Here is a 26,376-nt window from a genome sequence, read left to right as displayed (position 1 = left end):
CCCTGCGCCGCCGGTCCGGGCGGCATGATGGGCCCATGCCCGCCGCCGCCCCCGCCCCGCACCCCGACGACGCCGCCGCGGCCCTCGCGAGCACCGAGGCCAAGGCCGCGCTGCGGACCCGGCTGCGCGCCGCCCGTCGCGGCCTGGACCCGGCCGTGCGCGCCCGTCAGGCCGAGGCCGCGGCCGAGCACCTCTGGACCTGGCTGGGCCCGCACCTGGAGGAGCGGACGGCGGACGGCCCGCCCGTGGTGGCCACGGTGCTGCCGATGCCCACGGAGCCGGACACCGGGCCGGTGCGGGAGCGCGCCCTGGCCGCCGGGGCGCGCGTGCTGGTCCCCGTGATCGAGCCCGGACGGCACCTGAGCTGGACCGCCTGGAGGCCCGGCGTGGCGGTGGCGCGCGCCGCGAACGCCCCCCTCGACGAGCCCGTGGGCCCGCGCGAGCCCGGCTCCGTCCTGGACGGCGCGGCCCTGGTCCTGATGCCGGGGCTGGCCGTGGACCTCACGGGCGCACGCCTGGGCCAGGGCGGCGGGTACTACGACCGGTTCCTGGCCACCCTCCCCTCCTCCGTGACGACGGTCGCCTTCGTGCACCCGTCCGAGGTGCTGGAGCCGGGCGTCATCCCCCTCGAGCCGACGGACCGCCCCGTGGACGGTGTGCTCACCGCGGACGGCCTGCTCTGGTGCGAGCCCGCCTCGGCCGGCCCGCAGTAGCATCGCCGGGTCCACGACCACGCACCGAGAGGCCCCTGAGATGCCCACGTACGCCTACCGCTGCAAGGACTGCGGCCACGCCTTCGACGCCGTGCAGTCCTTCTCCGACGACGCCCTCACCGAGTGCCCCGTCTGCGGCGGCGTCCTGCGCAAGCAGTACGGCTCGGTGGGCGTCTCCTTCAAGGGCTCCGGCTTCTACCGCACCGACTCGCGCGGCGGCGCCCCGTCCTCGACGCCGGCCGCCCCGTCGAGCGGCGCCGCCTCGTCCACCGGGACGTCCTCCGGCTCCTCCGACTGAGCGCGGGGCGGGGACGACGCCGGCCCGCTCGGCCCCGTCGCCGCCGTCAGCCCCAGTGCGGCGGGCGCTGCTCCAGGAGCCAGCGCCCCAGCTCGTCCGCGGGCTGGGGCCGGTCCGCGCCCGCCGCCGAGGTGACGGCGCGGCCCCGCGACACCGCGGGGCGGGACGGCGTCGCGTCACCGGCCGTCTGGGCCCCCGGCAGGGCCGGACCTGGCAGCGTCGGCTCCGGCAGAGTCGGCTCGGGACCGTCGGCGGAGGCGGGGCCGGTGCCGGCCGCGTCGGCGCGGCGGTGGCCCCGCCGACGGCCGGGCTCAGGACTCGCCGTCGGCGTCGTCCTCACCGTCCTCGTCGACCTCCTCGAGGGGCAGGCCCAGGCGGCCCACGAGACGCGCGGCCACCGACTCGGGGTCGGCGAACACGTCGATGGCCCAGAGGGTGTCCGTGTCCCAGCCGCGGGCCTCGAGCCGCTCCGGCAGGCGCCGGGAGCGCTCGCGCACGGACTGCTCGCGGTAGGCGTCCCCGCCGTCGGAGACGAGCGCCAGCGGGCGCACCCGGCCCCGCTCCCCCACGGCGTCCGCGGCGGCGAGGTCCATGGCGCCGCCGTAGTGCGCGGCCACGAGCGCGTCCTCGGCCGCCAGGCGGTCCCGCAGGTCCAGGAGCAGCGGGTCGCTCAGCCGGCCGGCGGGCGCGGCCTCGGCGTCGTCCAGGGCGACCTCCAGCATCCTGCGGAAGGCCAGGGCCCCGCCGTCGAGCCGGTCTGCGTCCAGATCCGCCGCCCGCAGCGCGGTGACCACGTGCATGCGGGCGCGGGCGCGGGTGAGGGCCACGGTGAGCATGCGCTCGCCGTCCGGGTCGGAGAGCGCGCCGAAGTGATGGACCACCCGCCCGTGCGGGGTGCGCCCGTAGCCGGGGGTGAGGATGACGGCGTCGCGCGTCACCGTCGACGCGCGGAGCACCGGCACGATCACGAACGGCTCGCGCTCGTCGCCGTCGGTGCGGCCCCGGGCCAGGAAGTCCGCCGCCCACGGGGCGCGGGCCGCGGTGGCCTGCACGGCCCCGGCCACGCGGCGGGCGTGCTGCTCCGAGACCGTGACCACGGCGAGGGACTCCTCGGGGCGGTCGCGGATGTGCTCGAACACGCGCTCCACCGTGCGCGCGACCTCGGCGTCCGTGGACTCGACGACGTCCCCGCCGGTCATGGGGATGCCCACGCCCTCGGCGACGTACTCGGCGGTGAGGGTCCGCCCGCGGCCCGTGAACTCGGCCGCGGTGGGCAGCGCGTCCACCGCGCCCTCGTAGGCCACGTGGGAGACGAGGCGCACCAGGGAGCGCGGCAGGGGGCGGTGCACGTGGCGCAGGTCCAGCACCGGCAGGACCTCCGCGAGCGCGGAGAGGGCGGAGCGCAGCGGCCGCAGGGGCCCGGCGGTGGCGGTGGGGTCCACCGACACCTGGAAGGACTGCGGGCGGCCGATGGCCGGGTCGCCGAACGCCACCACCTGCGGGGCGCGCGTGAGGGCCCCGGCCACGGTGGCCAGGGCGGTCGCGTCGGCCTCGAGGAGGATCACGACGTCGGCGTCCCAGTCCGGAGGGAACTCCGTCAGGGCCATCGGGGAGGTGGTCACGATCGGCACGAGCGCCTGCAGCAGCCCCGGCGTGATCGTCGCCAGTGACTCCACGGACGGGCGGCCCTGCTTCAGCAGGGAGCGCAGCACGGCGGCGTCGGCCCGGTAGGTGCCCAGCGCCGCCTTCCACGCCGCGCCGAGGGACGCGGCGAGCCGGGCGCCGCCGGAGTCCAACAGCGCGCGGTCGGCGGCGCGGAAGCCCTGCTCCACGGCCGTCAGGTCGGCCCCGGACATCATGGCCAGGAAGTCGTCCCCCGAGATCATGGCCTCCAGCGCGGACTGCCACCAGGCCAGCTCGAGCTCGGCCGGCAGCGCCGCCACGGGCATCTCCCGGGCGTGCAGGTCCTCCAGCAGCTCGTTCAGGCCGTGCTCGCGCAGCTCGTCCAGGACGAGGGTGCGCTCGGGGAGGGTGGCCAGGGTCGGCCGGTCGGCGACGAGGCCGTCGACGGCGGCCATGAGGTCATCGACGTCCTGCTCGGCCAGCGGTGTGCCGGCCGTGGCCTCCGGGGCCAGGACCTGGGAGAGCCGGTCCAGCGCGTCGAGGGCGTCTCTGACGGCCGGGCGGGCGTGGTCGGCCATGTCCGGGACCATCGGGGTGGACCCGGGGATCGCGGTCCAGCGCCGCCAGTCCTCGAGGATGCCCTCGACCTCCATCAGCTCCTGGTGCAGGTCCGGCACCTGCACGCCGGGCTTCACGGCGTCCTTGGCGGCGCGGCGCAGGCGGGAACGCTGCACCGAGGACATCTCGACGGCGTTGCTGCGGCGCCACTGGCTGGACGCCGTGGCCGTGACCAGCTGCGGCACGTCCAGGGAGAACACCGACGGGTCCATCGCGGTGAGCGCGCGCTCCACGCGGGCGAACAGGTCGGACTGCTCGGCCCAGCCGTCCACGGTCCGCGGGCGGCGCAGGCCGGCCTGGTCGGCGGCGGCCTCCACGGCGCGGCGGGTGGTGTAGAGGGTGCCGGCCAGGTGCTCGACGAGCTCGCCGGCAGCCTCGGTCTCCTGCACGTTGCGCACGCGGGCGCCGAACCAGCGGGAGGCGGTGGCGTCCCGGTCGAAGGCCCCGAGCTCGCCGGCGCGCGTCAGGCGCCCGGCCACGGCGTGGCGGTCCACGGTGGAGTCGAGCACGGAGCGCTTCAGCCGCACGGTGGTGGCGGGCGGGGTGTCGAGGGCCGTGAGCGAGGCGAGCGCCTGCATCGCCTGGAACGGCGAGCAGCCCCAGCGGGGGCGGACGTGGTGGAGGGAGTCCACATGCTCGCGCAGGCGACGGCGCAGCTCCTCGAGCTCGGCGTCCGCGGCGGCGCGGTCCGGGGCGGACGCCCGCTCGGCGCGGAGCACGGCGGCCACGAGCTGTCGGCGCAGGTCCTCCGGGTCCGCGTGGGCGGGGACGTCCAGGGCGGCGTCCCGCAGGCCGGCCTGCGCGAGTCGGGCGTGCACGTCGGCGAGCGCGGAGGAGCGCTCGGCCACCACGAGCACGCGACGGCCCTCCCAGGCCAGGCGGGCGGCGAGGTTCACGGCCGTCTGGGTCTGGCCGGTGCCGGGGGCGGTGCGCACCACGAGGGACTCACCGGCGGCGGCGTGGTCCAGGGCGCGGAGCTGGGACGGGTCGGCGTCGAGCACCAGGCGCTCGTCGGCCGGGGGCAGCTCGTCCTCGTCCGGGCGGCCGGTGGGGCGCAGCTCGGCCGGGCGGGGCACCATGCCCGTGCCGACGTCGTAGAGCGCCTGCACCACGGGCAGGTGCTCGAGGGACTCGGGCAGCGTGGCGGTGTCCCCGAGGTCCGCGAACGTGGAGACCAGCAGGGTCTCCTGGACCTCCAGGCCCTCGACGCCGGCCGCCTCCTCACGCAGCAGGGCCAGGGCGGGGCCGGGCTCCAGGCGGGAGGTCGCGTAGGCGGCGTGCTGGTAGGCCTCGGGGTCCAGGCGCAGCCCGTGGTGGCGGCGCAGGTTGCGCACGAGCGCCGGGTTCAGGTGCGCGTGCTCCACGATCTGCAGCTCGACCTCGTCGCGGCCGCGGGCGCCGGAGCGCACGCTGAACGCCAGTCGGGCCAGGAGCACGGGGGCGGTGCGGCGCTCCCGCCGACCGTCCTCGACGGCCGACCAGGTGGCCACGCCGAGGGCGAGGGCGCCGACGTCGATGCCGCGCTCCTCCCCCAGCTCCCGGACCTTGGCGCGCAGCGCGGCGGCGACCTCCTGGGCCGCGTCCAGCTCCGGCCCGGCCGGCAGCAGCGTGGACAGGCGGGTGCGCCGGCCGAGCAGCAGCTGGGACAGGCCGGAGGTGCCGGCGCCGGTGAGGTCGATGCTGTTCGCCGCCGAGGGGGCGAACCGCAGCATCGTGTCCGACTCCGCGCCGGAGCCCAGGGACGCCACCCACGCGGCCGGGTCGGGCCGCTCCTGGTCCTGCTCCGCGGGGCGCACGGCTGCGCGGGCGCGGGCCAGCCGCGGGAACTCCTGCTCGGTCACGTCGTGGTGTCCTTCCTCAGCTTGCTGTCCTTCCGGCCCTGGGCGGCCGGCACCTCACGGTCGCGCGGGGCGCGCCCGGCTCACTCCCACTCGATGGTTCCCGGGGGCTTGGAGGTGACGTCCAGGACCACGCGGTTGATGCCGTCCACCTCGTTGGTGATGCGGTTGGAGATGCGGGAGAGCACCTCGGAGGGGATGCGGGCCCAGTCGGCGGTCATGGCGTCCTCGGAGGTGACCGGACGCAGGACCACCGGGTGGCCGTAGGTGCGGCCGTCGCCCTGCACGCCCACGGAGCGGACGTCGGCGAGCAGCACCACCGGGCACTGCCAGATCTGCCGGTCCAGGCCGGCCGCGGTCAGCTCGGCGCGCACGATCGCGTCCGCCTGGCGCAGGAGGTCCAGGCGCTCCTGGGTGACCTCGCCGATGATCCGGATGCCCAGGCCCGGGCCCGGGAACGGCTGGCGGTGCACGATGCCCTCGGGCAGGCCGAGCTCGGCGCCCACGGCGCGGACCTCGTCCTTGAACAGCTCACGCAGCGGCTCGCACAGCTCGAACTCGATGTCGTCCGGCAGGCCGCCCACGTTGTGGTGCGACTTGATGTTCGCGGTGCCGTCGCCGCCTCCGGACTCGACCACGTCCGGGTAGAGCGTGCCCTGCACGAGGAACCTCACCTCGGGGGCGTTCGGGTCGTGGGCGGACTCCAGGACGATGTCCGCCTGGGCCTTCTCGAAGGTGCGGATGAAGCGCTCGCCGATGATCTTGCGCTTCGCCTCCGGGTCGGTGACCCCGGCCAGCGCGGCGAGGAAGTCCTCGCGGGCGTCCACCATGACGAGCTTCGCGCCGCCGTGGGCCTCGCCGAAGGCGCGCTCGATCTCGTCCGACTCGCCCTGGCGCATCAGCCCGTGGTCCACGTACACGCAGGTGAGGCGGTCGCCGATGGCGCGCTGCACCAGGGCCGCGGCCACGGCGGAGTCCACGCCGCCGGAGAGGCCGCAGATGGCCCGGGCGTCGCCGATCTGCTCGCGGATGCGGGCGACCTGCTCCTCGATGACGTTCTCCGCCGTCCAGTCCTGGGACAGGCCCGCGCCCTCGGTGAGGAAGTTCGCCAGGATCTCCTGGCCGCGCTCGGAGTGGCCCACCTCGGGGTGCCACTGCACGCCGAAGATCCGCCGCTCGCGGTCCTCGAAGGCGGCCACGGGGGCGCCCGCGGTCACCGCGGTGACGGCGAAGCCCTCGGGGGCCTCGGTGACGGCGTCCCCGTGGGACATCCACACGACCTGCTCGGCGTCCTGGCCGGCGAGCAGCACGGAGCCGCCGTCCGCGGACTCCAGACGGGTGGAGCCGTACTCCCGGGTGCCGGTGCGGGCCACGGTCCCGCCCAGGGCGTGGGCGATCGACTGGAACCCGTAGCAGAGGCCCAGCACGGGCACCCCGGCCTCCAGCAGGGCCGGGTCCAGCTGCGGGGCGCCGGCCTCGTACACGGAGGACGGGCCGCCGGAGAGGATCAGCGCCGCGGGGCGACGGTCGAGGATCTCCTGGGCGGGCGTCGAGGACGGCACCACCTCGGAGTACACGTTCGCCTCGCGCACGCGGCGCGCGATGAGCTGCGCGTACTGCGCGCCGAAGTCCATCACCAGGACGGTGGGCAGGACGTCGTGCAGCGGCGCGGGCTGGTCACGGGTGGGCTCGTTCTGGGTCACCCGTCAAGGATAGACGAGGGCGTCGCCACCGCCGGGCGGCGTCAGCACCGTCGGGCCGCGTCAGTACCGCCGGGCGGCGTCGGGGAACTGCGCGAGCTCCTCGCGCACCTGCCCGGAGACCTTCCGCTCCACCACGAAGGACAGGAACGGCACCACGCCGCCGCCCGCCATGGCCAGCAGGCGGCCCGGGGTCCAGCGCATCAGCGACCACAGGCGGAAGCACGCGAGCAGGTAGACGACGTACATCCAGCCGTGCGCGATCAGGATCGCCAGGGACAGGTTCACGCCTCCGGTCACGGACTTCTCCGGGGCCAGGCCGAACCCGTGGGGCTCGCCGTCCACGGTGGTGCCGCCGGCGAACAGCTCCTGGTGCAGGCCGTACTTGAAGACCATCTCCGCCACGAGCAGCAGGAGCATCACGCCGGTGATGTACGCGCAGACCTTGTAGATGCGGTCCGCCGAGACGATCTGCTGGCGGGTGCCGGCGAACCGGCGCACAGCACGCCCCGGCCGCGGCGGCGGCGCGGGGAGGTCGGCCTCGGTGATGTCCTCGGGGTCCGGCAGGGTCGCCGGGTCCACGGGCGCCTCGCCCGCGCGGGCGGCCTCGCGGCCGGCGTCGTGATGGGGCTGGCTCATGCCTGGCCCTCCTTCCTCGGGCCCGCGGGCCCGTCCTGAGGTTCCTGGTGTGCGGCGTCCGGCGCGGTCTCCCCCGCCTGCCAGGCGGCGTAGGCGCGGGCGGCCGCCTCCTTCTCGCGGCGGGCGCGCTCGCGCCGGCGCTCCAGCTCCTCCGCGCGCCACCGTGCGGCCCACTGCGCGTCGAGCTCGGCCTCCTGCTCGTCGCGGAGGTGGTCGTCCCGGACGAACCGCCACCACAGGAACAGGGCGAACCCGGCGAAGAGCAGCCACTCCACCCCGTAGAACACGTTCAGCCAGACGACCTGGGACTCCTCAGGCTGCGGCGGCACCCACACGGGCTGCAGCCCGCCGTCCCGCGCGCCCGCGGAGACGTCCATGCCGGCCGCGTCAGTGACCCCGAAGGCGGCCACGTAGGCGGCGTAGGAGGGCACGTCCCATGCATTGACGAGCTGGCCCGGGGAGAGCGTGGAGAACACGGGGCGGCCGGCGGTGTCCTCGCCGGCGTCGGCCGGGCTCACGGGGCCGTCAGGGGGCAGCAGGCGGCCGGTCACGGTCACCTCGCCCGTCGGGGCCGGGTCGACGACGTCGGCGGCCTCGGACCAGCCCCGCACCACGGGGACGGTCTCGCCGTCCGGGGCACCGGCCACGCGGAAGGCCGTGACGGTCCACCACCCCTCACGCCCCTCCGAGAGGCGCGGGCCGACGAGCGCGTCCGTGCCGGGCACGAACTCGCCTCGGGCGGAGACGACCTGGTCCGCCTGGGAGGCCAGCAGGGGCTCCCCCGGGCGGACGTGCTCCGTCAGCGGCACGGCGTTCTCGGTCTGCGTGCGCGGCGGCGGGGCGGCCGTCTCCGACGACGCGAACTGCCACCGGGAGAGCAGCACGAACGCCGTGGCCGCCACGAGGGCGAGCACGAGGGTCGCGAGCCACTTGGGCTTGAGGGCGGTGCGGAGCAACCGGGGACGTCCTGTTCCGGGAGGGGCGGGCCGGTCCGGCCCGCGCGCGGTCAGTGGGTGCGGGCGCCCGTGACGAGCACCTCGACCTTCTGGAAGTCCTTGAGCTCCGTGTAGCCGGAGGTCGCCATGGCGCGCTTGAGGGCGCCCATGAGGTTGGAGGTGCCGTCCGTGGTGTGGCCGGGGCCCCAGAGGACCTCCTCCAGCGGGGCCACCTGGCCCACGCGGGTGCGGTGCCCGCGGGGCAACTCCGGGTGGGCGGCCTCCAGGCCCCAGTGCCAGCCGCGGCCGGGGGCCTCGGTGGCGCGGGCCAGCGCGGTGCCCAGGGTGACGGCGTCGGCGCCCATGGCGATCGCCTTGACGATCTCGCCGGAGGTGCCCACGCCGCCGTCGGCGATCACGTGCACGTAGCGGCCGCCGGACTCGTCCATGTAGTCGCGGCGCGCCTCGGCGATGTCCGCGATGGCGGTGGCCATCGGCACGCGGATGCCCATGGCACGGCGGGTGGTGGTGGACGCGCCGCCGCCGAAGCCCACGAGCACGCCCGCGGCGCCGGTGCGCATCAGGTGCAGCGCCGGGGTGTAGCCGGCGGCGCCGCCCACGATCACGGGGACGTCCAGCTCGTAGATGAACTGCTTGAGGTCCAGCGGCTCGTGCGTGGAGGAGACGTGCTCCGCGGACACGGTGGTGCCGCGGATGACGAACAGGTCCACCCCGGCGGCGAGCACGGTCTGGGAGAACTGCTGGGTGTTCTGGGGGGTCAGGGAGCCCGCCACCACGACGCCGGACTCACGGATCTGCGCGAGGCGCTCGGTGATCAGGTCGGCGCGGATGGGCGCGGAGTAGATCTCCTGGAGGCGGCGGGTGACCTCGGGGCTGCCGGCCTCGTCCTCCATGGCCGCGATCTCCTCGAGCAGGGGCTCCGGGTCCTCGTGGCGGGTCCAGAGGCCCTCGAGGTTCAGGACGCCCAGGCCGCCCAGGCGGCCCAGGGCGATCGCCGTCTCCGGGCTCATCACCGAGTCCATCGGCGCGCCCATCACGGGCATGTCGAACGTGTAGGCGTCGATCCGCCAGGACAGGTTCACGTCCTTCGGGTCCCGCGTGCGCCGCGAGGGCACCACGGACACGTCGTCGAAGGAGAAGGCCTGCCGGCCGCGCTTGCCTCGTCCGATCTCAATCTGGTTCGTCACCGGGCCAGCCTAGCCCAGGCCCGCGGCGGCGGGCCCGGGACCGCTCACTTGGAGCGGTAGTTGGGGGCCTCCACCGTCATCATGATGTCGTGCGGGTGGGACTCCTTCAGCCCGGCCGTGGTGATGCGCACGAAGCGGCCGTTCTCCTTGAGGTCCACGATGGTCGGTGCGCCCGTGTAGAACATGGTCTGGCGCAGGCCGCCCACCAGCTGGTGCACCACCGAGGCGATCGGTCCGCGGTACGGCACCTGGCCCTCGATGCCCTCGGGGATCAGCTTGTCCTCGTCCGGCACGTCCGCCTGGAAGTAGCGGTCCTTGGAGAAGGAGCGCGTGCCGTTGCGGGTCTGCATGGCGCCCAGGGAGCCCATGCCGCGGTAGGCCTTGAACTGCTTGCCCTGGTAGAACACCAGGTCGCCCGGAGACTCGGCGGTGCCGGCCAGCAGGGAGCCCAGCATGACGGAGTCGGCGCCGGCCACCAGGGCCTTGCCGATGTCGCCGGAGTGCTGCAGGCCGCCGTCGGCGATCAGCGGCACGCCGGCCGGGCGGGTCGCCTTCGCGGCCTCGTAGATCGCCGTGATCTGGGGGACGCCGACGCCGGCCACCACGCGGGTGGTGCAGATCGAGCCCGGGCCCACGCCCACCTTCACGGCGTCCGCACCCGCGTCGACGATGGCCTTGGCGCCCGCGTAGGTGGCCGCCTGGCCGCCGATGACGTCCACATGCGCGGCCGCCTTCTCCTTCTTCAGGCGCGCGATCATGTCCAGCACGCCGTGGGTGTGGCCGTTGGCGGTGTCCACCACCAGGGCGTCCACGCCGGCCTCCACGAGGGTCATGGCGCGCTCCCAGCCGTCGCCGAAGAACCCGACGGCACCGCCGACGCGCAGCCGGCCCTCGTCGTCCTTCGCAGCGTCCGGGTACTTCTCCGCCTTGTCGAAGTCCTTGATGGTGATCAGGCCGGTGAGGCGGCCGGCGTCGTCCACCAGGGGCAGCTTCTCCACGCGGTTCTGGGAGAACAGGTGCAGGACCTCCTCACGGGAGATGCCGTCCTGCGCGGTGATCAGCGGCATGCGCGTCATGGCCGTGTCCACCGTGCGCGTGTCCCACTCCTCGTGGGGGATGAAGCGGGTGTCGCGGTTGGTGATGATGCCCAGCAGGGTCATGTCCTCCGCCACCACCGGCAGGCCGGAGACGCGGTACTGGGCGCAGAGCTCGTCCAGCTCGGCGAGGGTGGCCTTCGGGCCGATGGTCACGGGGTCCGAGATCATGCCGGACTCGGAGCGCTTGACTGTGTCCACGTGCTTGGCCTGGTCCTCGATGGACAGGTTGCGGTGGATGATGCCCATGCCGCCCTGGCGCGCGATCGCGATGGCCAGGGGCGCCTCGGTGACGGTGTCCATGGCCGCGGACACCACGGGGATGTTCAGCCGGATGTTCCGCGTGAGCTGCGTGGAGGTGTCCGCGTCCGCCGGGATCACGTCGGTGGCGTTCGGCAGGAGGAGGACGTCGTCGTACGTCAGGCCGAAGAAGCCGAAGGGATCCTCGGAGGCGTACACGGGATCGGAGGAGGGACCGGTGCTGGTGCTCACGGCTGGCCTTTCAGGACGGGGACGACGGCGCCCGTCCAGTGTAGGGCCGCGGCTCCGTCCGGGCGGGTGTGGGAGGAACAGCGTCGGGGCCCCGGACATTCCGCCCCGGACCACCTGTGACACGGGTCTCGGCCGGGCCGGCCGTCGGCGGGGACGCCTGCGGCGCGCGCCACACCGACGTCATGGGGGGAAACCCGATTCCGATCTCTGGTAAGGACGGCCCTACCCTTCCCGGATGACCTCGCACCCCTCCTCCCCCGCCTCCGGGGCGTCCACACCCGCGCGCCGCCGCCGGCTCCCCGCCTGGACCGGCAACTTCGGCTGGCAGATCGCCGCCGCCCTCGTCCTCGGCCTGCTCCTCGGCCTCGCCGCCCGGGCCATGGGCCACACCCCCGACTCCCCGACCTGGCTCGGCGAGACCCTCGCCCTCATCGGGTCGATCTACGTGCAGCTGCTCAAGGCGACGGTCGTCCCGCTCGTGTTCTTCGCCGTCGTCGCCTCCGTGGCCAACCTCGCCCAGGTGACCAATGCCGCCCGCCTGGCCGCCAAGACCCTGCTGTGGTTCGCGATCACCAGCCTCATCGCCGTGCTGATCGGCCTGGCCGTCGGCGTCGTGATGCAGCCCGGCGTGGGCACCGGCCAGTCCGCACCCGAGGGCTACCAGGCGCGGACCGTCACCTGGCTCGACTTCCTGACGTCCATGGTCCCGGTGAACATGCTCGGCCTGACCGTGAAGACCACCGCGGGCGACGACGGCGCCCTCACCTCCACGCCGTCCTTCCAGGTGCTGCAGATCCTGGTCATCGCGATCGCCGTGGGCGTGGCCGCCCTCAAGGTCGGCGAGAAGGCCGGGCCGTTCCTCGCGTTCTCCCGGTCCGTGCTGGCCGTCATCCAGAAGGTCCTCTGGTGGATCATCCGCCTCGCCCCCCTCGGCACCGTCGGCCTGCTCGGCAACGCGGTGGCCTCCTACGGCTGGTCCACGATGGGCACGCTCGTGAAGTTCGTCGTGGCGGTCTACGTGGGCCTGGCGCTCGTCATGCTCGTCGTCTACCCGCTGCTGGCCCGCGTGCACGGCCTGTCCGTGAAGCAGTTCTTCACCGGCGTGTGGCCCGCCTTCCAGATGGGTTTCGTGTCCCGCTCCTCGCTCGGCACCCTGCCCGTCACCCAGCGCGTGGCTGAGCGCAGCTTCGGCGTGCCCACCGGCTACGCCTCCTTCGCCGTGCCGCTGGGCGCCACCACCAAGATGGACGGCTGCGCGGCGATCTACCCGGCCGTGGCCGCCGTGTTCGTGGCGCAGTTCTACGGGATCGACATGACCCTCGGCCAGTACGCCCTCGTCGTGCTGGTCTCGGTCCTCGGCTCCGCCGCCACCGCGGGCACCACCGGCGCCACCGTGATGCTCACGCTCACCCTGTCGACGACCGGCCTGCCCCTGGAGGGCATGGCCCTGCTCCTGGCCGTGGATCCGATCGTGGACATGGGCCGCACCGCCGTCAACGTGTCCGGACAGGCCCTCATCCCCGCGCTCGTCGCCCGGCAGGAGGGCATCCTCGACCGGACCCGCTACGACGCCGAGCGCGGCGACGTCATGGCCGACGAGGACGAGACCATCGTCGAGGCCCGTCACGACGACGCCCGCGGCGCGTCCCGGGCGGACCTCACCGAGGCCGGCTCCGCCCGCTGAGCACCCCCGGACGCGACGACGCCCCCGCCCCTCCCAGTGGAGGTGCGGGGGCGTCGTCGCGAGCGGCCCGGCGTCAGTGCTGGTGCTCGTCCTCGTCCTCGACCTTGTCGGCCACGAGGGTCTCCGTGGTCAGCACGAGCGCCGCGATCGAGGCGGCGTTGGCCAGCGCGGAGCGGGTCACCTTCACGGGGTCGATGACGCCGTCGGCGATCAGGTCGCCGTACACGCCGGTCTTGGCGTTGAAGCCCTCGTTCGGCTTCATCTCCGCGACCTTGGAGACCACGACGTAGCCGTCCTCGCCCGCGTTCTGGGCGATCCAGCGCAGCGGCTCCTTGAGCGCCTTGCGGACGATCTCCACGCCGGTGGCGGCGTCGCCGGTGAGGGCGGTCACCTCGGCGTCCTCGTCCAGGACGGAGAGCGCGTTGATCAGGGCGGTGCCGCCGCCGGCGACGATGCCCTCCTCGAGCGCGGCGCGCGTGGAGGACACGGCGTCCTCGATGCGGTGCTTCCGCTCCTTGAGCTCCACCTCGGTGGCGGCGCCCACACGGATCACGCCGATGCCGCCGGCGAGCTTGGCCAGGCGCTCCTGCAGCTTCTCGCGGTCCCAGTCGGAGTCGGTCGCGGCGACCTCGGCCTTGATCTGGGAGACGCGGGCCTCGACGTCGGCCGCCTCGCCGCCGCCGTCGACGATGGTGGTGGCGTCCTTGGTGACGGTGACGCGGCGGGCCGAGCCCAGCACGTCGAGGTCGGCCTGCTCCAGCTTCATGCCGAGGTCCGGGGAGACCACGGTGGCGCCCGTGAGGATCGCGATGTCCTGCATCATGGCCTTGCGGCGGTCGCCGAAGCCCGGGGCCTTGACGGCCACGACGTTCAGGGTGCCGCGGATCTTGTTCACCACGAGGGTGGACAGGGCCTCGCCCTCGACGTCCTCGGCGATCACGAACAGCGGCTTGTTGGCCTGCAGCACCTTCTCCAGCAGGGGCAGCAGCTCCTGCACGTTGGAGATCTTGCCGGAGTTGATCAGCACGTAGGCGTCCTCGAGGACGGCCTCCTGGCGCTCGGCGTCGGTGACCATGTACGGGGAGAGGTAGCCCTTGTCGAACTGCATGCCCTCGGTGACGTCCAGCTCGGTGGAGGTCGTGGAGGACTCCTCGATGGTGATCACGCCGTCGGTGCCCACGGTGTCGAAGGCGCGGGCCAGCAGCTCGCCGACCTCGTCGTTCTGGGCGGAGATGGCGGCCACGTGGGCCACCTCCTTGCCCTCCACGGGGCGGGCGTTCTCCTGCAGGCGCTTCTCGACGGCGGCGACCGCGGTCTCGATGCCCTTCTTGACCTCGTTCGGGGCGGCGCCGGCGGCGACCTGGCGCATGCCCTCGTTCACGAGGGCCTGGGCCAGCACGGTGGCGGTGGTGGTGCCGTCGCCCGCGATGTCGTTGGTCTTGGTCGCCACCTCCTTGGCCAGCTGCGCGCCCATGTTCTCGTACGGGTCCTCGAGCTCGACGTCCCGGGCGATCGTGACGCCGTCGTTGGTGATGGTGGGGGCGCCCCACGCCTTGTCCAGGACCACGTTGCGGCCCTTCGGGCCGAGGGTCACCTTGACGGTGTCGGCGAGCTTGTCGATGCCGGCCTGGAGGGCGCGGCGGGCGTCGTCGTTGAATGCCAGCTGCTTGGCCATGACGGCGGCTCCTTTCGGATCGGGTGTTCGGGGAGAAGAAGAGGGGACGCGAAGGGCCCGGGGCGGCGAGTGCCGCTCGCCGGGCCCGACGCGTCAGGGGGTCACTTGGTGACGACGGCCAGCACGTCGCGGGCGGAGAGCACCAGGTACTCCTCGCCGCCGACCTTGACCTCGGTGCCGCCGTACTTGGAGTAGAGGACGACGTCGCCCTCGGCCACGTCCACGGGCACGCGGGTGCCGTTCTCGGCCACGCGGCCCGGGCCCACGGCCACGACCTGGCCCTCCTGGGGCTTCTCCTTGGCGGTGTCCGGGATGACGAGGCCGGACGCGGTGGTCTGCTCGGCCTCCAGCGGGCGGACGACGATGCGGTCCTCGAGGGGCTTGATGGAGACAGACATGCTGCACACTCCTTCTGTTCGACGTGCGGTGCCCCGGCGGCGGGGCCGGGCCGCGATGTTCAGATCTGCGGGGGTGCCACGGGCGTCAGGCCCGGCGTCGTCGCGGTGCCGCTGGGCCCATCCTTGGCTTGGCACCCGGTACCCCCCGAGTGCCAGGTCTGACTCTAGCGCGGGGCTGGCACTCCCACCAACCGACTGCCAACGCCGTGCGCCGACGGCGGAACACGCCCCTCCCCCCTTCTGCTCGACCCGCGTCGTGAACACGACGCAGGAGGGGCTGAGGGTCCAGACCGTCCGTGCGGTCTCCGGGTTCCCCGTCCACTCCTGCACAGCCCGGCCCCGCTCCTCCGCCGCCCCTCCCGCAGGTCTTCACCACGGCCGAAGCCCTCGCGGCGGGAGCCGGCCCGGCCCGCCTGCGTCGCGGCGACCTGGACGCCCCGCAGCGCGGCGCCCGCGTCCGGGTGGGCGGACCTGTGCACGCTGCGTCCTCCCTGGCCCGAGCCGGACCTGGTGGCGGCGGCCGACCATCTGGTCACGCACCCCTGGTCGCCGCGCGGCCGTCTGCCGCCGCTGACGACCGTGGCACGGCTCCGCGCGATGCTGGAGCGGGTGCGCGTCGGCGCCGACTCAGCCGTGGTGTCCCTCGCGCGACTCGCGCTCGTCGACGCGGGGCTCGGCGAGCCGCTGCTGCAGCACCGGCTGGACCCCTGGGACCCGGACTGCCCCGAGACCCACATGTTCTCCCCGGAGCTGGCGGTCGCCCTGGAGTACGACGGCGGCGGTCACCTCACGCCCGCACAGCAGGCCCGCGACGCCCGTCGTGACCGCCGGCTGCCGGCCCGCGGCGTCACGCCCCTGCGGAACACCGCCGAGGGGTACCGCCGGCTGATCGCCCAGCTGCAGGACCGCCGTCGCGGCCGATGAGCGGGTCCGGGCAGGGCCCACGACCGTTCCCCGCCACGGCCCCGCTCACCAGTACACGGCCAGCGGCCCGTGCGGTCCGTCCACCACGCTGCAGGGGGTCTTGAAGATCCGCTCGAGCACCTCAGGGCGCAGGATCTCGGCCGGGGTGCCGGTCTCCACCACCTGGCCGTCGCCCATGGCCACGATCCGGTCGGCGTAGTGGGCGGCGAAGTTGATGTCGTGCAGCACGATCACCACGGTGCGGCCCAGCACGTCCGCGGCCCGGCGCAGCTGCTGCATCATCTGCACCGAGTGCTGCATGTCCAGGTTGTTCAGCGGCTCGTCCAGCAGCACGTACTCGGTGTTCTGCGCCAGCACCATCGCCACGTACGCGCGCTGCCGCTGGCCGCCCGAGAGCTGGTCGAGGTACCGGTTCTCGAACGGGCCGAGGTTGAGGAAGTCGATCGCGTCGGACACGTGCCGCTCATCCTCCAGGGTCAGACGGCCGCGCGTGTACGGGTAGCGCCCGAACCCCACGAGCTGCCGCACGGTCAGCCGCGTCACGAAGTGGTTCTCCTGCCGCAGGATGGACAGGGTCTGCGCGATCTTCCGGGACGGCGTCGTGGTGATGTCGTGCCCGCCCACGGCGATCGTCCCGGCGTCGGCGTCCTGCAGCCGGCCGATCATCGTCAGCAGCGTGGACTTGCCCGCCCCGTTGGGCCCCACGAGCGCGGTCACTCCCCCGGCCTGGATGTCCAGGTCCACGGGTCCGATGCACACCTCGTCGCTGTGGCGCTTCACCACGCCGCGCAGCTCGATCACAGACGTCCCTTTCTCATCACGACGATCAGGAAGGTGATGCCGCCGATCAGCTCGATGACCACCGTGACCGCACCTCCCGCGTAGAACACGTGCCGCAGCACGAAGTAGGCGCTCGTCAGCACCGCGTACCCGGCCAGCGCGGCCACCGGGAGGATGAACCGGTGGTCGTGGGTGTCGACCAGGCTGTACGCCAGCGTCGCCACGAGGAAGCCGAGGAACGTCATCGGGCCCACGAGCGCGGTGGTCATGGCCATCAGCACGGAGACCAGCAGCAGCGTCACCATGAGCTCGCACCGGTGGCGCAGGCCCAGGTTGGTCGCGGCGTCGGCACCGAGCGCCACCGTGTTCAGGCGGCGGGAGCGCAGCCACAGCAGCGCACACACGACGACGGCGATGGGCGCGGCGATCGCCACGTACTCGGTCCGGGCGTTCGAGATGTTGCCGAAGAGCCGCGCGCTCAGCAGGTCGAACGAGTTCGGGTCCAGCAGTCGCTGCATGAACGTGCTCAGCGCGGCCAGCCCGCCGCCCAGCACCACGCCCACGAGCAGCATCAGATGGACGCTGCCGTAGGGCCGGGAGAGCAGCCACGAGTAGAGGGCCGTCGCCAGCGCCACCATGAGCGCGGCCTGGGCGAGGAACGGCCCCACCCCGGTCAGCACCGCGACGCCCGCGGCCCCCAGCACGTACACGGCGGCGGTCGATACGGCGGTGTAGAGCGCCTCGAACCCCATGATCGAGGGCGTGATGATGCGGTTGCCCGTCACCGTGTGGAAGCTGACGGTCGCGAAGGAGTGGCACAGCGCCGCGATCCCGATCACACCCAGGGACTCCACGCGCATCCGCGCGATCATCCAGAACGCGCGCGAGCCGGGTTCGGCCTCGTTGCCCCACAGCAGGACCCCGGCGGTGGAGACCACGGCGACGACGGCCAGCACCGCGACGACGAGCGCATACCTCCGGCGGTCGGCGGCGGTGACGAACGCACCGGACCGGCGCGGGGCGTCGGCGTCGACGGGCCCGGCCGCGGTGGCGCCGCCGGGCGGGGCGGGGATGCGACCCGGGGCGGTCATGATCGGCTCAGCCATGCTTGGCCTGCCTCAGCAGCAGGGCGAGGAACACGATCGCGCCCACGAGCCCCAGGATCAGCGAGATGGGCACCTCGAACGGGGCGATGACGGTGCGCCCGATCAGGTCGCAGACGATCACGATCCACACGCCGACCATGACCACCCAGGGCAGGTTCGTGCGCAGGTTGTCGCCGCGCACCATGGACACGAGGTTGGGGACCACGAGCCCCAGGAACGGGAGGGCCCCGATCACCACGGTGACCACGCCGGTGGCCATGGCCACCATGGCCACGCCGGTGAGGATCACGGCGTCGTAGTTGAGGCCGACGTTCGTGGCGACGTCCTTGCCGAGGCCGGCCACGGTGAAGCGGTCCGCGATGACGAAGACCGCCACGCACACGATCAGCACGAGGAAGAGCAGCTCGTACCGGCCGCGGACCACGGAGGTGAACGAGCCGGCGAACCACGCGCCCACCTGCTGCAGCATGTCCGTCTGGAGGGCGAGGAACGTCGAGGCGGCGCCCACGACGGCGCCGAGCATGATGCCCACGATCGGCACGATGAGGGAGGACTGCAGGCGCACACGCCGCAGGAAGAGGAAGAACACGAGGGTGCCGACGAAGGCGAAGAGGATGGCCCCGACCATCCGGGTCACCAGGCCCGCCCCCGGCACGAGCACCATGGTCACCAGCAGGCCGAGACCGGCCCACTCGGTGGTGCCCGTGGTGCTGGGCTCCACGAAGCGGTTCTGCGTCATGAGCTGCATGATCAGCCCGCACATCGCCATCGAGGCGCCGGCCAGCACGAGGGCGACCGTGCGCGGCACCCGCGTGATGGCGAACATCTCGCGTCCGCCCTCCGCGCCGACGTCGTACACGCCCACGAACAGCGAGACCACGATGAGGGCCGCGGTCACCACGACGCCGACCAGCAGCGGCCAGGTGCGCTGCCAGCGGGTGCGCTCGGGCCGCAGGACGGCAGGCGGGACCCAGCACACGCGGTCGCCCCGCCCCGGCTCCTCGAGCCGGGGCGGGGCGTCGGCGACGTGGTGACGCACGTCGAGAGTCACTGCGCGCCTTCGAAGGCCTTCGCGAGGTCCTCCATGACGGTGGTGTGGTTCTGGATGTCCTCGGCGACGTAGAAGTCGGCGGGCAGGTAGACGATGTTGCCCTCCTTCACCGCGGTCACGTCCTGGAGGGCCTCGGAGCGCTCGATCAGCTCGGCGGCGGTGGCGTTCTCCTCGCCGGTGCCGGCGTCGCGGTCCATGACGATCAGCCAGTCCGGGTTCGACTTCGCGATGGCCTCGACGGAGATGTCGTCGCCCTGGTGGTTGTCGGTGCCCGACTGCTCGAGGGCCGGGGTCAGGTCCAGCATGTCGAAGAACGGGCCGATGGAGCGGCCGGTGCTGGGCGCGGCGTACGACAGCTCGCCGCCCGAGGCGATGAGGCCCATGACGGTCTGCTCGGGGTCGTAGGCGTCCTTGGCGCGCTGCGTGGCGGCGTCGAAGTCGGCGATGAGCTTCTCGGCATCGGCCTCGTGGCCGGTGGCCTCGCCCAGCAGGGTGGTCAGCTTCTTCAGGCCCTCGTCCATGGGGGTCTGCGTGACGTCGAAGTTCGTGTCCACGACGGCGGCGTCGCCGGTCAGCTCGTCGATCTCCGCCTTGCGCTCGTTGAACCGCTGGCCGTTGAAGACGACGTCCGGCTCGGCGGTGACGAACAGCTCCATGTCGGGCTCCCGGTGGTTGCCGATGTCGGCGACCGAGTCGTCCTGGAGGTAGGAGGGCCCGCCCTCGCCCTTGTACATGATCTGCTTCGGCGCGGCCGACAGCTCGACGCCCCAGTCGTCCAGGGTGCGGAAGATGCGGTTGTCCGTGGCGATGACGGAGTCGACCTCCTCCGGCAGGGTGACCTCGGTGCCGGACATGTCCGTGACGGTGACCCCGGCCGCGACGCCGCCGGCCGTCGCGGAGGAGGACGCGGCCGAGGAGGCCGGGGAGGAGGACGCGGCCGAGGAGGCCGGGGAGGAGCCCTCGGCGGCGGGGCCTCCCGCTCCGCAGCCGGCCAGCGTCAGGGCGGCGAGCGAAGCGAGGGCGGCGGCGGTGGACAGGCGTGCGGTGCGCATGGGGGATCTCCTCGGCGGGCGTCGCGGGTGCGGCCCGTGCGTCGTTGGGGCGGGCGGGGGGACGCCCTCAGGTCAGGTGAGGCTTACCTCAGTTGATTAGGGTACACGCCCGTCACGTAATGCGCGGCACAGCCCTCGCCGGAGTCACCCGGCGTCACACGGCCGCCTCAGCCGGCCGGCAGGGGCTCCACCTCGAACGCCACGCGCCGCTCCCCCACGCGCGCCAGCACGAGCGTCGCGTGACGTCCCCCGGGCGTGCCGCGACCGAGCACGGCGGCCCGCACCTGCTCCGGGGTCTCCCGCACGCCGCGCTTCTTCACGTCCAGGCGACCGACACCGGTCTCCCGCGCCCAGCGGGCCAGCGCCTTCGTGCGGAACTCGTGCACCGCGAGCACCCGGTATCCGCGCGCCAGGGGGTGCGGCGCCGCGTCCGGCGCCACGAGGTACGCCAGGTGCGGGTCCAGCAGGCGGACAGCCGGGCCGAGCTCCACCGCCAGGTCCGTCACCAGCCCCGCGCGGATCACCGCCCCGTCCGGCTCGAGCAGGACCTGGCCGACGAGCCCGTCCACGCCCTCCTCCCCCACCGCCTCCACGGCGGGCGAGGACGCGGCGGCCGGAACGAGGCGGTGCACGGCCGACCCGCGGGTGTCCAGCAGCGTCGCCGTGCGCCGCCCGGGGGCCTGCGCGAGCGGCCCGAACCACAGCGTCACCTCCACGACGTCCCCATCCACAGACACCCATTCGGCCTCGGCCGCGGCGGGCACGTGCTCGTGGGGCAGGCCCGGGCCCAGCTTCACACCCACCGGACGGCCGCCGTCGGCCAGGCCGAGCACGAAGGACAACGGCGGGGAGAACGCCTCGGGGTCGAACACGCGTGCCGTCCCGGACGAGCCCAGCCGCCGACGCGCGGGGTCCAGCCAGAGCGCATCCACCTCGTCCGCGTGCGCGGCCGCCCACGCCTCGGCGTCGCCCGTCACGACGCTGGCGGCGCCCGCGGGGGCGAGGGTCGCGAGGTTGGCCGCCGCGGCGGCGGCCACGGTGGGGTCCCGCTCGACGGCGGTGACGTCCAGCCCGGCGCGCGCGTACACGAGGGCGTCCGCCCCGATGCCGCAGCCGAGGTCGGCGAGGGAGCGCACCCCGGCCTCCTGAAGGCGCCGCGCCCGGTGCTCCGCCACCACGGCGCGGGTGGCCTGCTCGAGCCCGTCCCGGGTGAGGAGCATGCCGTCCGCGAGCGCACCGAGCTTGGCGCGCCCCGCGTGGCGCAGCCCCGCCTGGGTCAGGGCGGCGGCGACCGTGTCGGCGTCGTGTCCGGCGGCGCGCAGGCGGGAGGACAGGGCCAGGGGGTCCTGGCCAGAGACGTCGCCGAGCCCGTCGAGCAGGACGCGCCCGGCGGGGTCCAGCACCGGCTCCAGGCGGGTGGCGTCGGCCGCGGACTCGGCCGCGCGGGGGCGGCCCGGCCGGTCGGCGGGACGCGGACGGGGCCGCGACGGGCGGGCGGGGCGCTGGGATCGTGCCATGCGACCACCCTAGGATGACGCCATGAGCCTTCCCTTCGCCGACTCCGCGCAGTCCACCCTCGGCATCGAGTGGGAGCTAGCGCTCGTGGATCCCCTGACGGGCGACCTGCGCTCCGAGGCGCCGGGCATCCTCGAGGAGCTGCGCGCCGAGGCGGGCCTGGACGCGGACGCCGACCACCCGCACGTGACGGGCGAGCTGCTGCAGAACACGGTCGAGCTGGTCACGGGCGTGCACGGCTCGGTGCCGGACGCCGTCGCGGACCTCGGCGGGATCGCGGCCCGCGTGCAGCGCGTCGCGGCGGACCGCGGGCTGGCGCTGTTCTGCCAGGGCACGCACCCGTTCGGCGAGGCGATGACGCAGCCCATCACTCCCAAGGCGCGCTACGGGCGGATGGTGGACCTCACCCAGTACTGGGGCCGCCAGATGCTGATCTTCGGCGTGCACGTGCACATCGGCCTGGACGACCGCGCCAAGGCCATGCCCGCCGTCAACCGGCTGATCAGCCGGCTCCCGCACCTGCTGGCGCTGTCGGCGTCGTCCCCGTTCTGGGTGGGCGCGGACACCGGCTACCAGTCCCAGCGCACGCAGCTCTTCCAGCAGCTGCCGACCGCCGGGCTGCCCTTCCAGTTCGAGACGTGGGAGGGCTTCGAGCACTGCGTCGAGCAGATGACGGGCGTCGGCATGGTGGAGGACGTCACCGAGTGCCGCTGGGACGTGCGCGCGGTGCCGCGCCTGGGCACCGTGGAGATGCGGGTGTGCGACGGCATGGCCACCCTCGAGGAGATCGGCGCCGTCGCGGCCTACGCCCAGTGCCTGGTCCATGAGCTCTCCGCGCAGGTCGAGGACGACGAGCCCGTCGCGATCCTGCCGCCCTGGTACACCCAGGAGAACAAGTGGCGCGCCGCCCGCTACGGCCTGGAGGCCACCGTCATCACGGACGACGCCGGCACGCAGGTCCCGCTGGCCGAGCACCTGGCCGCGGACCTGGAGCGCCTGGCCCCGGTGGCGGAGGAACTGGGCTGCGCGGCGGAGCTGGCGCACGCGCGCGTCCTGATGGAGCACTCCCCCGCGGACCGGCAGCGACGCGTGGCCGCGGAGGCCGCCGCGGGTCCGCCCCGGACGGGCGAGGACCCCGCCGACCCGGTCGCGCCCCTGCGCGCCGTCGTCCGGGACGCCGCGGACCGCACCCGCGAGTCCCTCCGGGCCTTCCAGGGCTGACCTGGGGATTCCGGCCCGCGCACCCTTCCTTCGGGGCCGGCCGGGCCGTAGCGTACCCGGCATGCGAGCACTCACATGGCAGGGAAAGCGAAGCGTCTCCGTCGAGGACGTCCCGGATCCGCGGATCCAGGAGCCCACGGACGCGATCATCAAGGTCACCTCCACCGGCATCTGCGGATCCGACCTCCACCTCTACGAGGTCCTGGGCCCGTTCATGGACAAGGGAGACGTCATCGGCCACGAGCCCATGGGCATCGTGGAGGAGGTCGGCTCCGCGGTCACGAACCTCTCCCCCGGTGACCGCGTCGTCATCCCCTTCAACATCTCCTGCGGCCACTGCTGGATGTGCCAGCACGGCCTGCAGTCCCAGTGCGAGACCACCCAGGTGAAGGAGCAGGGCTCCGGCGCCGCGCTGCTGGGCTACTCCCGCCTCTACGGCTCCGTGCCCGGCGGCCAGGCCGAGTACCTGCGGGTGCCGCACGCCGACTACGGGCCCATCAAGGTGCCGCACACCGGCCCCGACACCCAGTGGCTGTTCCTCTCCGACGTGGTGCCCACCGCGTGGCAGGCCGTGCAGTACGCGAACGTGTCGAAGGGCGACACGCTGGCCGTCCTCGGCCTGGGCCCCATCGGCCAGATGTCCGCGCGCATCGGCGTGCACCTGGGGTGCCGCGTGATCGCCGTCGACCCCGTGCCGGAGCGCCGCCACATGGCCGCGCGCCACGGCGTCGAGGTCCTGGACATGGAGGGCTCCGGCACGGGCGTCCCGGACCTCCTGCGCCAGGCGACCGGCGGGCGGGGCCCGGACGGCGTCGTGGACGCCGTGGGCATGGAGGCGCACGGCGCGCCCGTGGCCGCGGCCGCCCAGACCGCGGCGGGCATGCTGCCCGGCCCGCTGGCCCGCGCGGCCGTCAAGACCTCCGGCATCGACCGTCTCACGGCCCTGCACACGGCGATCGAGTCCGTGCGCCGCGGCGGCACCGTCTCCCTGAGCGGCGTGTACGGCGGCATGCAGGACCCCATGCCGCTGCTCACCATGTTCGACAAGCAGATCCAGTTCACCATGGGCCAGTGCAACGTCCGCCGCTGGGTGGACGACCTCCTGCCCCTGATGGACGACCCGTCCGATCCCCTGGGCGTGCTCGACCTCGTGACGCACACCGCGCCCCTCGAGGATGCGCCCGCCATGTACGAGAAGTTCCAGAAGAAGCAGGACGGCTGCATCAAGGTGGTGCTCACGCCGTGAGGATCGTCGTCCTCGGTGCCACCGGCAACGTCGGGACGGCCCTGCTCGAGCGCCTCCACCGGGCCCCGGAGGCCACCGAGCTCGTCGGCGTGAGCCGGCGCGGCCCGGACCGCGCGGGCGCTCCGTACGACGGCGTCGAGTGGCACCGCATGGACATCGCCGACGCCGCGTCCGCCCCCCGCCTCACCGAGGTGCTGCGCGGGGCGGACGCCGTGGTCGACCTCGTGTGGGTGATCCGCCCCAACCGCGACCGCGCGCATCTGCGGGCGGTCAACGTGGACGGCAACGAGCGCGTGTTCCGTGCCGCTGCCGCCGCGGGGGTGCCCCACCTGGTCTACGCCTCCTCCGTGGGCGCGTATGGGCCGGGGCCGAAGGACGTGCGGGTGGACGAGTCGCACCCCACCACGGGCGTGCCGACGTCCCACTACGCGGCCCAGAAGGCCGAGGTGGAGACGATCCTGGACCGCGTGGCGGCCGAGCACCCGCGGATGCTCGTCAGCCGGCTCCGGCCCGGACTGGTCTTCCAGTCCGGCGCCGGGCCCGAGATCAAGGACTACTTCCTGGGCGACCTCGTGCCCGCCCGCCTCGCCGCGCGCCTGCGCACCCCCGTGCTGCCCTTCCCCACGGGCCTGCGCTTCCAGGCGCTCACCGCCCAGGACGTCGCGGAGGCGTACTGGCAGGTGGTCGCCCGCCGCGCCGGCGGCGCGTTCAACGTCGCCGCCGAGCCCGTGCTCGACGCCCACACGATGGGCACGGTGCTCGGCGCCCGCCGGATCCTCGAGCTGCCCGTCGCGGTGTTCCGCGCCGCCGCCGCCGTGAGCTACCGGGCCCGCCTGCAGCCCACGGACCCGGGCTGGGTGGACATGGCCGCCGCGGTGCCCGTGATGGACACCTCCGCGCTGCGGCGCGCGACCGACTGGCGCCCGCGCACGGACGCGCGGGACGCGGTGCGCCTCGTGCTCGACCACCTGGATGGCCGGGAGGGCCTCGGGAACGCGGGGCACCGCTCCCACTCCCCTCTAGAGTGAGCCCCATGCAGACCCCCCGCCGCACCCTCCTGACCGGCGCGCTCGCCGCCGCCGGCGTCGTCCTGACCGGATGCACATCCTCCGGCTACCCCGCCGACCCGGACGGCACCCTGGACCGGATCACGGGCGGGACGCTGCGGGTAGGGGCCTCGCACCACCCGCCCCACGTGGACGCCGCCGGTGCCGAGCCCCAGGGCCCCGAGCCGGACCTGGTGCGTGCCTTCGCCGCCGAGCGGGACGCGCGCGTGGAGTGGACCGTCTCCGGCGAGGAGGCCCTCATGACGGCGCTGAAGCAGGGCGACCTCGACCTGGTGGTCGGCGGGCTCACGAAGAAGTCGCCCTGGACGACCGACGCCGGTCTGACCCGCCCCTACGCGGAGACCACGGGCCCGGACGGGGAGAAGGCCGAGCTCGTCATGGCCGTCCCCCTGGGGGAGAACCAGTTCCAGTCCGCGCTCGAGCGCTTCCTGGACGCGCACGGCGAGGAGGCCGGGGCATGAGCGGGAAGCGCACCATCGGACGCGCCGAGCTGCCCGACGACGTCGCGCGGGCCGCCCACCGGGCCGTGGTCCTCGAGTGGGTCTCCCTCGGCTGGCTCGTGCTCACGGTCTCGCTCGTGGCGGTCGTGATGGGCTCCTCGCAGGCCATGCGCGCCGCGTGGATCGAGGACCTGCTCTCCCTGATCCCGCCGATCGCGTTCCTCGTCGCCCTGCGCGTGGCCCGCATGGCCCCGACGCGGGCCCGGCCCTACGGCTCTCACCGGTCCGTCGGGGTGGGGCACCTCGTGGCCGCCGTCGCCCTGTCCGTGATGGGCGTGGTCCTCGTCGGCGACTCCATCCTGGGCCTGGTGACGGCGGAGCATCCGCCCATCGGCACGTTCGACCTGTTCGGGCACACCGTGTGGCAGGGCTGGTTCATGATGGCCGTGATGGCCCTGTCCGTGCCCGGGCCCATGATCCTCGGCCACAAGAAGCTCAAGCTCGCCGAGCAGCTCCACGACCGCGTGCTGTACGCGGACGCGGACATGAACAAGGCGGACTGGCAGACGGGCGTGGCCACCATCGTCGGCGTGGCCGGTATCGGCCTGGGCTGGTGGTGGGCGGACGCCGCGGCGGCGATCTTCGTGGGCGTGAGCATCGTGCTGGACGGCTGGAAGAACCTCAAGGAGGCCGTCACGAACCTGGCGGACCGCCGCGCCACCACGATCGACGGCGCGCGCCCGCACCCGATCATCGACCGCGCCGAGCGGGTGGCGTGGGCCCAGCCGTGGGTCCGGCACGCCGGCGCCCGGGTGCGCGACGAGGGCCACGTGTTCCACCTGGAGATGTTCGTGGTGCCCCGGCACGGCGCCGACGTCACCGTGGGCCGCTGCGCCGACCTGCGCGAGCGGATCGAGGAGCTCGACTGGAAGCTCGAGGACGTCGTCGTGGTCCCCGTGGCGGAGCTCCCCGAGGAGGTCCACGGCGGGCGGTCCGGCGACGAGCAGTCGAAGGGCAGCGAGTAGGCCCGGGCACGACGGGCGCGCGCCGGCCGTCGTC

Annotated in this window: 22 protein-coding genes; 9 read left to right on the top strand and 13 right to left on the bottom strand. The window is 74.0% G+C overall.

Going from position 1 to position 26,376, the window contains the following annotated elements:
- Positions 1–35 precede the first annotated feature (35 nt).
- The gene (locus MHY29_RS00530; RefSeq protein WP_224356636.1) at positions 36–713 is read left to right on the top strand and encodes a 5-formyltetrahydrofolate cyclo-ligase; all 678 of its coding nucleotides are present in this window, start codon (positions 36–38) and stop codon (positions 711–713) included.
- Between the two features lie 40 nt (positions 714–753).
- Complete coding sequence (locus tag MHY29_RS00525) at positions 754–1,011, top strand: FmdB family zinc ribbon protein (protein ID WP_224356635.1); 258 nt, start codon at positions 754–756, stop codon at positions 1,009–1,011.
- Positions 1,012–1,322: 311 nt separating this feature from the next.
- Here the strand turns inward: MHY29_RS00525 and MHY29_RS00520 are convergent, their stop codons facing one another.
- From MHY29_RS00520 to guaB, 6 genes are all read right to left on the bottom strand, one after another.
- Positions 1,323–5,093 carry a hypothetical protein gene (locus tag MHY29_RS00520; protein ID WP_239237918.1) on the bottom strand — a complete coding sequence of 1,257 codons (3,771 nt, stop codon included), beginning with the start codon at positions 5,091–5,093 and terminating at the stop codon, positions 1,323–1,325.
- An 80-nt stretch (positions 5,094–5,173) separates the two neighbouring features.
- Positions 5,174–6,793: a glutamine-hydrolyzing GMP synthase gene (gene guaA, locus MHY29_RS00515; RefSeq protein ID WP_370643407.1), complete on the bottom strand. Its 1,620-nt coding sequence runs from the start codon at positions 6,791–6,793 to the stop codon at positions 5,174–5,176.
- 60 nt (positions 6,794–6,853) lie between these two features.
- Positions 6,854–7,429, bottom strand: a complete 576-nt coding sequence (locus MHY29_RS00510) for a DUF3817 domain-containing protein (RefSeq protein WP_239237896.1) — start codon at positions 7,427–7,429, stop codon at positions 6,854–6,856.
- Entirely contained in the window at positions 7,426–8,385 is a 960-nt protein-coding gene (locus MHY29_RS00505; protein ID WP_239237895.1) for an SURF1 family protein, read from the bottom strand. Before MHY29_RS00505 ends, MHY29_RS00510 begins: the two co-directional genes overlap by 4 nt.
- Positions 8,386–8,435: 50 nt before the next feature.
- Positions 8,436–9,572 (bottom strand): GuaB3 family IMP dehydrogenase-related protein, encoded by a 1,137-nt coding sequence (locus tag MHY29_RS00500; protein WP_239237894.1) that lies wholly within the window; start codon positions 9,570–9,572, stop codon positions 8,436–8,438.
- Between the two features lie 44 nt (positions 9,573–9,616).
- The gene (gene guaB, locus MHY29_RS00495; RefSeq protein ID WP_286670237.1) at positions 9,617–11,158 is read right to left on the bottom strand and encodes an IMP dehydrogenase; all 1,542 of its coding nucleotides are present in this window, start codon (positions 11,156–11,158) and stop codon (positions 9,617–9,619) included.
- A 235-nt stretch (positions 11,159–11,393) separates the two neighbouring features.
- Between guaB and MHY29_RS00490 the strand changes: the two genes are divergently transcribed.
- Complete coding sequence (locus tag MHY29_RS00490; protein ID WP_239237893.1) at positions 11,394–12,842, top strand: dicarboxylate/amino acid:cation symporter; 1,449 nt, start codon at positions 11,394–11,396, stop codon at positions 12,840–12,842.
- 73 nt (positions 12,843–12,915) lie between these two features.
- On the opposite strand, the gene groL is transcribed toward MHY29_RS00490, so the two are convergent.
- Both groL and groES read right to left on the bottom strand, forming a co-directional pair.
- Positions 12,916–14,517, bottom strand: a complete 1,602-nt coding sequence (groL, locus tag MHY29_RS00485; protein WP_224356629.1) for a chaperonin GroEL — start codon at positions 14,515–14,517, stop codon at positions 12,916–12,918.
- A gap of 101 nt (positions 14,518–14,618) precedes the next feature.
- Complete coding sequence (gene groES / locus MHY29_RS00480; protein ID WP_135028631.1) at positions 14,619–14,915, bottom strand: co-chaperone GroES; 297 nt, start codon at positions 14,913–14,915, stop codon at positions 14,619–14,621.
- A 579-nt stretch (positions 14,916–15,494) separates the two neighbouring features.
- Here groES and MHY29_RS00475 point away from each other — a divergent pair.
- Positions 15,495–15,839, top strand: coding sequence for a hypothetical protein (locus MHY29_RS00475; RefSeq protein ID WP_239237892.1), 345 nt, complete (start codon positions 15,495–15,497; stop codon positions 15,837–15,839).
- A 45-nt stretch (positions 15,840–15,884) separates the two neighbouring features.
- Here the strand turns inward: MHY29_RS00475 and MHY29_RS00470 are convergent, their stop codons facing one another.
- The 5 genes from MHY29_RS00470 to MHY29_RS00450 form a co-directional block, all read right to left on the bottom strand.
- Entirely contained in the window at positions 15,885–16,640 is a 756-nt protein-coding gene (locus MHY29_RS00470; protein ID WP_239237891.1) for an ATP-binding cassette domain-containing protein, read from the bottom strand.
- On the bottom strand, positions 16,637–17,725 hold the full coding sequence (locus MHY29_RS00465) for an iron chelate uptake ABC transporter family permease subunit (RefSeq protein WP_239237890.1): 1,089 nt from the start codon (positions 17,723–17,725) through the stop codon (positions 16,637–16,639). The genes MHY29_RS00470 and MHY29_RS00465 overlap by 4 nt, the downstream gene beginning before the upstream one ends.
- Complete coding sequence (locus MHY29_RS00460) at positions 17,718–18,776, bottom strand: ABC transporter permease (RefSeq protein ID WP_239237889.1); 1,059 nt, start codon at positions 18,774–18,776, stop codon at positions 17,718–17,720. The genes MHY29_RS00465 and MHY29_RS00460 overlap by 8 nt, the downstream gene beginning before the upstream one ends.
- Positions 18,773–19,828, bottom strand: a complete 1,056-nt coding sequence (locus MHY29_RS00455; RefSeq protein WP_239237888.1) for a siderophore ABC transporter substrate-binding protein — start codon at positions 19,826–19,828, stop codon at positions 18,773–18,775. The genes MHY29_RS00460 and MHY29_RS00455 overlap by 4 nt, the downstream gene beginning before the upstream one ends.
- A gap of 167 nt (positions 19,829–19,995) precedes the next feature.
- Positions 19,996–21,345, bottom strand: a complete 1,350-nt coding sequence (locus tag MHY29_RS00450) for an SAM-dependent methyltransferase (protein ID WP_224356623.1) — start codon at positions 21,343–21,345, stop codon at positions 19,996–19,998.
- Positions 21,346–21,367: 22 nt separating this feature from the next.
- On the opposite strand from MHY29_RS00450, the gene MHY29_RS00445 reads away from it, so the two are divergent.
- From MHY29_RS00445 to MHY29_RS00425, 5 genes are all read left to right on the top strand, one after another.
- A complete protein-coding gene (locus MHY29_RS00445) occupies positions 21,368–22,564 on the top strand; it encodes a glutamate--cysteine ligase (protein ID WP_239237887.1) in 1,197 nt (398 codons plus the stop codon).
- Between the two features lie 61 nt (positions 22,565–22,625).
- Positions 22,626–23,810, top strand: a complete 1,185-nt coding sequence (locus MHY29_RS00440; RefSeq protein ID WP_224356621.1) for a zinc-dependent alcohol dehydrogenase — start codon at positions 22,626–22,628, stop codon at positions 23,808–23,810.
- The gene (locus MHY29_RS00435) at positions 23,807–24,838 is read left to right on the top strand and encodes an NAD-dependent epimerase/dehydratase family protein (RefSeq protein WP_239237886.1); all 1,032 of its coding nucleotides are present in this window, start codon (positions 23,807–23,809) and stop codon (positions 24,836–24,838) included. The genes MHY29_RS00440 and MHY29_RS00435 overlap by 4 nt, the downstream gene beginning before the upstream one ends.
- Positions 24,839–24,843: 5 nt before the next feature.
- On the top strand, positions 24,844–25,338 hold the full coding sequence (locus tag MHY29_RS00430; protein WP_224356619.1) for a transporter substrate-binding domain-containing protein: 495 nt from the start codon (positions 24,844–24,846) through the stop codon (positions 25,336–25,338).
- Positions 25,335–26,342 carry a cation transporter gene (locus MHY29_RS00425; RefSeq protein WP_239237885.1) on the top strand — a complete coding sequence of 336 codons (1,008 nt, stop codon included), beginning with the start codon at positions 25,335–25,337 and terminating at the stop codon, positions 26,340–26,342. Before MHY29_RS00430 ends, MHY29_RS00425 begins: the two co-directional genes overlap by 4 nt.
- The last annotated feature ends 34 nt before the right edge of the window (positions 26,343–26,376 follow it).

The organism is Micrococcus sp. ACRRV (assembly GCF_022346985.1).
Lineage (GTDB): Bacteria > Actinomycetota > Actinomycetes > Actinomycetales > Micrococcaceae > Micrococcus > Micrococcus porci.
This window is presented reverse-complemented; position numbering and strand designations above follow the sequence as displayed.

What these genes read in the sequence shown, in the direction of transcription:
- MHY29_RS00530 (WP_224356636.1), top strand. Translation starts at nt 36, where the DNA reads ATGCCCGCCGCCGCCCCCGCCCCGCACCCCGACGACGCCGCCGCGGCC.
- MHY29_RS00525 (WP_224356635.1), top strand. Translation starts at nt 754, where the DNA reads ATGCCCACGTACGCCTACCGCTGCAAGGACTGCGGCCACGCCTTCGAC.
- MHY29_RS00510 (WP_239237896.1), bottom strand. Translation starts at nt 7,429, where the DNA reads ATGAGCCAGCCCCATCACGACGCCGGCCGCGAGGCCGCCCGCGCGGGC.
- MHY29_RS00490 (WP_239237893.1), top strand. Translation starts at nt 11,394, where the DNA reads ATGACCTCGCACCCCTCCTCCCCCGCCTCCGGGGCGTCCACACCCGCG.
- groL (WP_224356629.1), bottom strand. Translation starts at nt 14,517, where the DNA reads ATGGCCAAGCAGCTGGCATTCAACGACGACGCCCGCCGCGCCCTCCAG.
- groES (WP_135028631.1), bottom strand. Translation starts at nt 14,915, where the DNA reads ATGTCTGTCTCCATCAAGCCCCTCGAGGACCGCATCGTCGTCCGCCCG.
- MHY29_RS00465 (WP_239237890.1), bottom strand. Translation starts at nt 17,725, where the DNA reads ATGGCTGAGCCGATCATGACCGCCCCGGGTCGCATCCCCGCCCCGCCC.
- MHY29_RS00455 (WP_239237888.1), bottom strand. Translation starts at nt 19,828, where the DNA reads ATGCGCACCGCACGCCTGTCCACCGCCGCCGCCCTCGCTTCGCTCGCC.
- MHY29_RS00450 (WP_224356623.1), bottom strand. Translation starts at nt 21,345, where the DNA reads ATGGCACGATCCCAGCGCCCCGCCCGCCCGTCGCGGCCCCGTCCGCGT.
- MHY29_RS00445 (WP_239237887.1), top strand. Translation starts at nt 21,368, where the DNA reads ATGAGCCTTCCCTTCGCCGACTCCGCGCAGTCCACCCTCGGCATCGAG.
- MHY29_RS00440 (WP_224356621.1), top strand. Translation starts at nt 22,626, where the DNA reads ATGCGAGCACTCACATGGCAGGGAAAGCGAAGCGTCTCCGTCGAGGAC.
- MHY29_RS00430 (WP_224356619.1), top strand. Translation starts at nt 24,844, where the DNA reads ATGCAGACCCCCCGCCGCACCCTCCTGACCGGCGCGCTCGCCGCCGCC.
- MHY29_RS00425 (WP_239237885.1), top strand. Translation starts at nt 25,335, where the DNA reads ATGAGCGGGAAGCGCACCATCGGACGCGCCGAGCTGCCCGACGACGTC.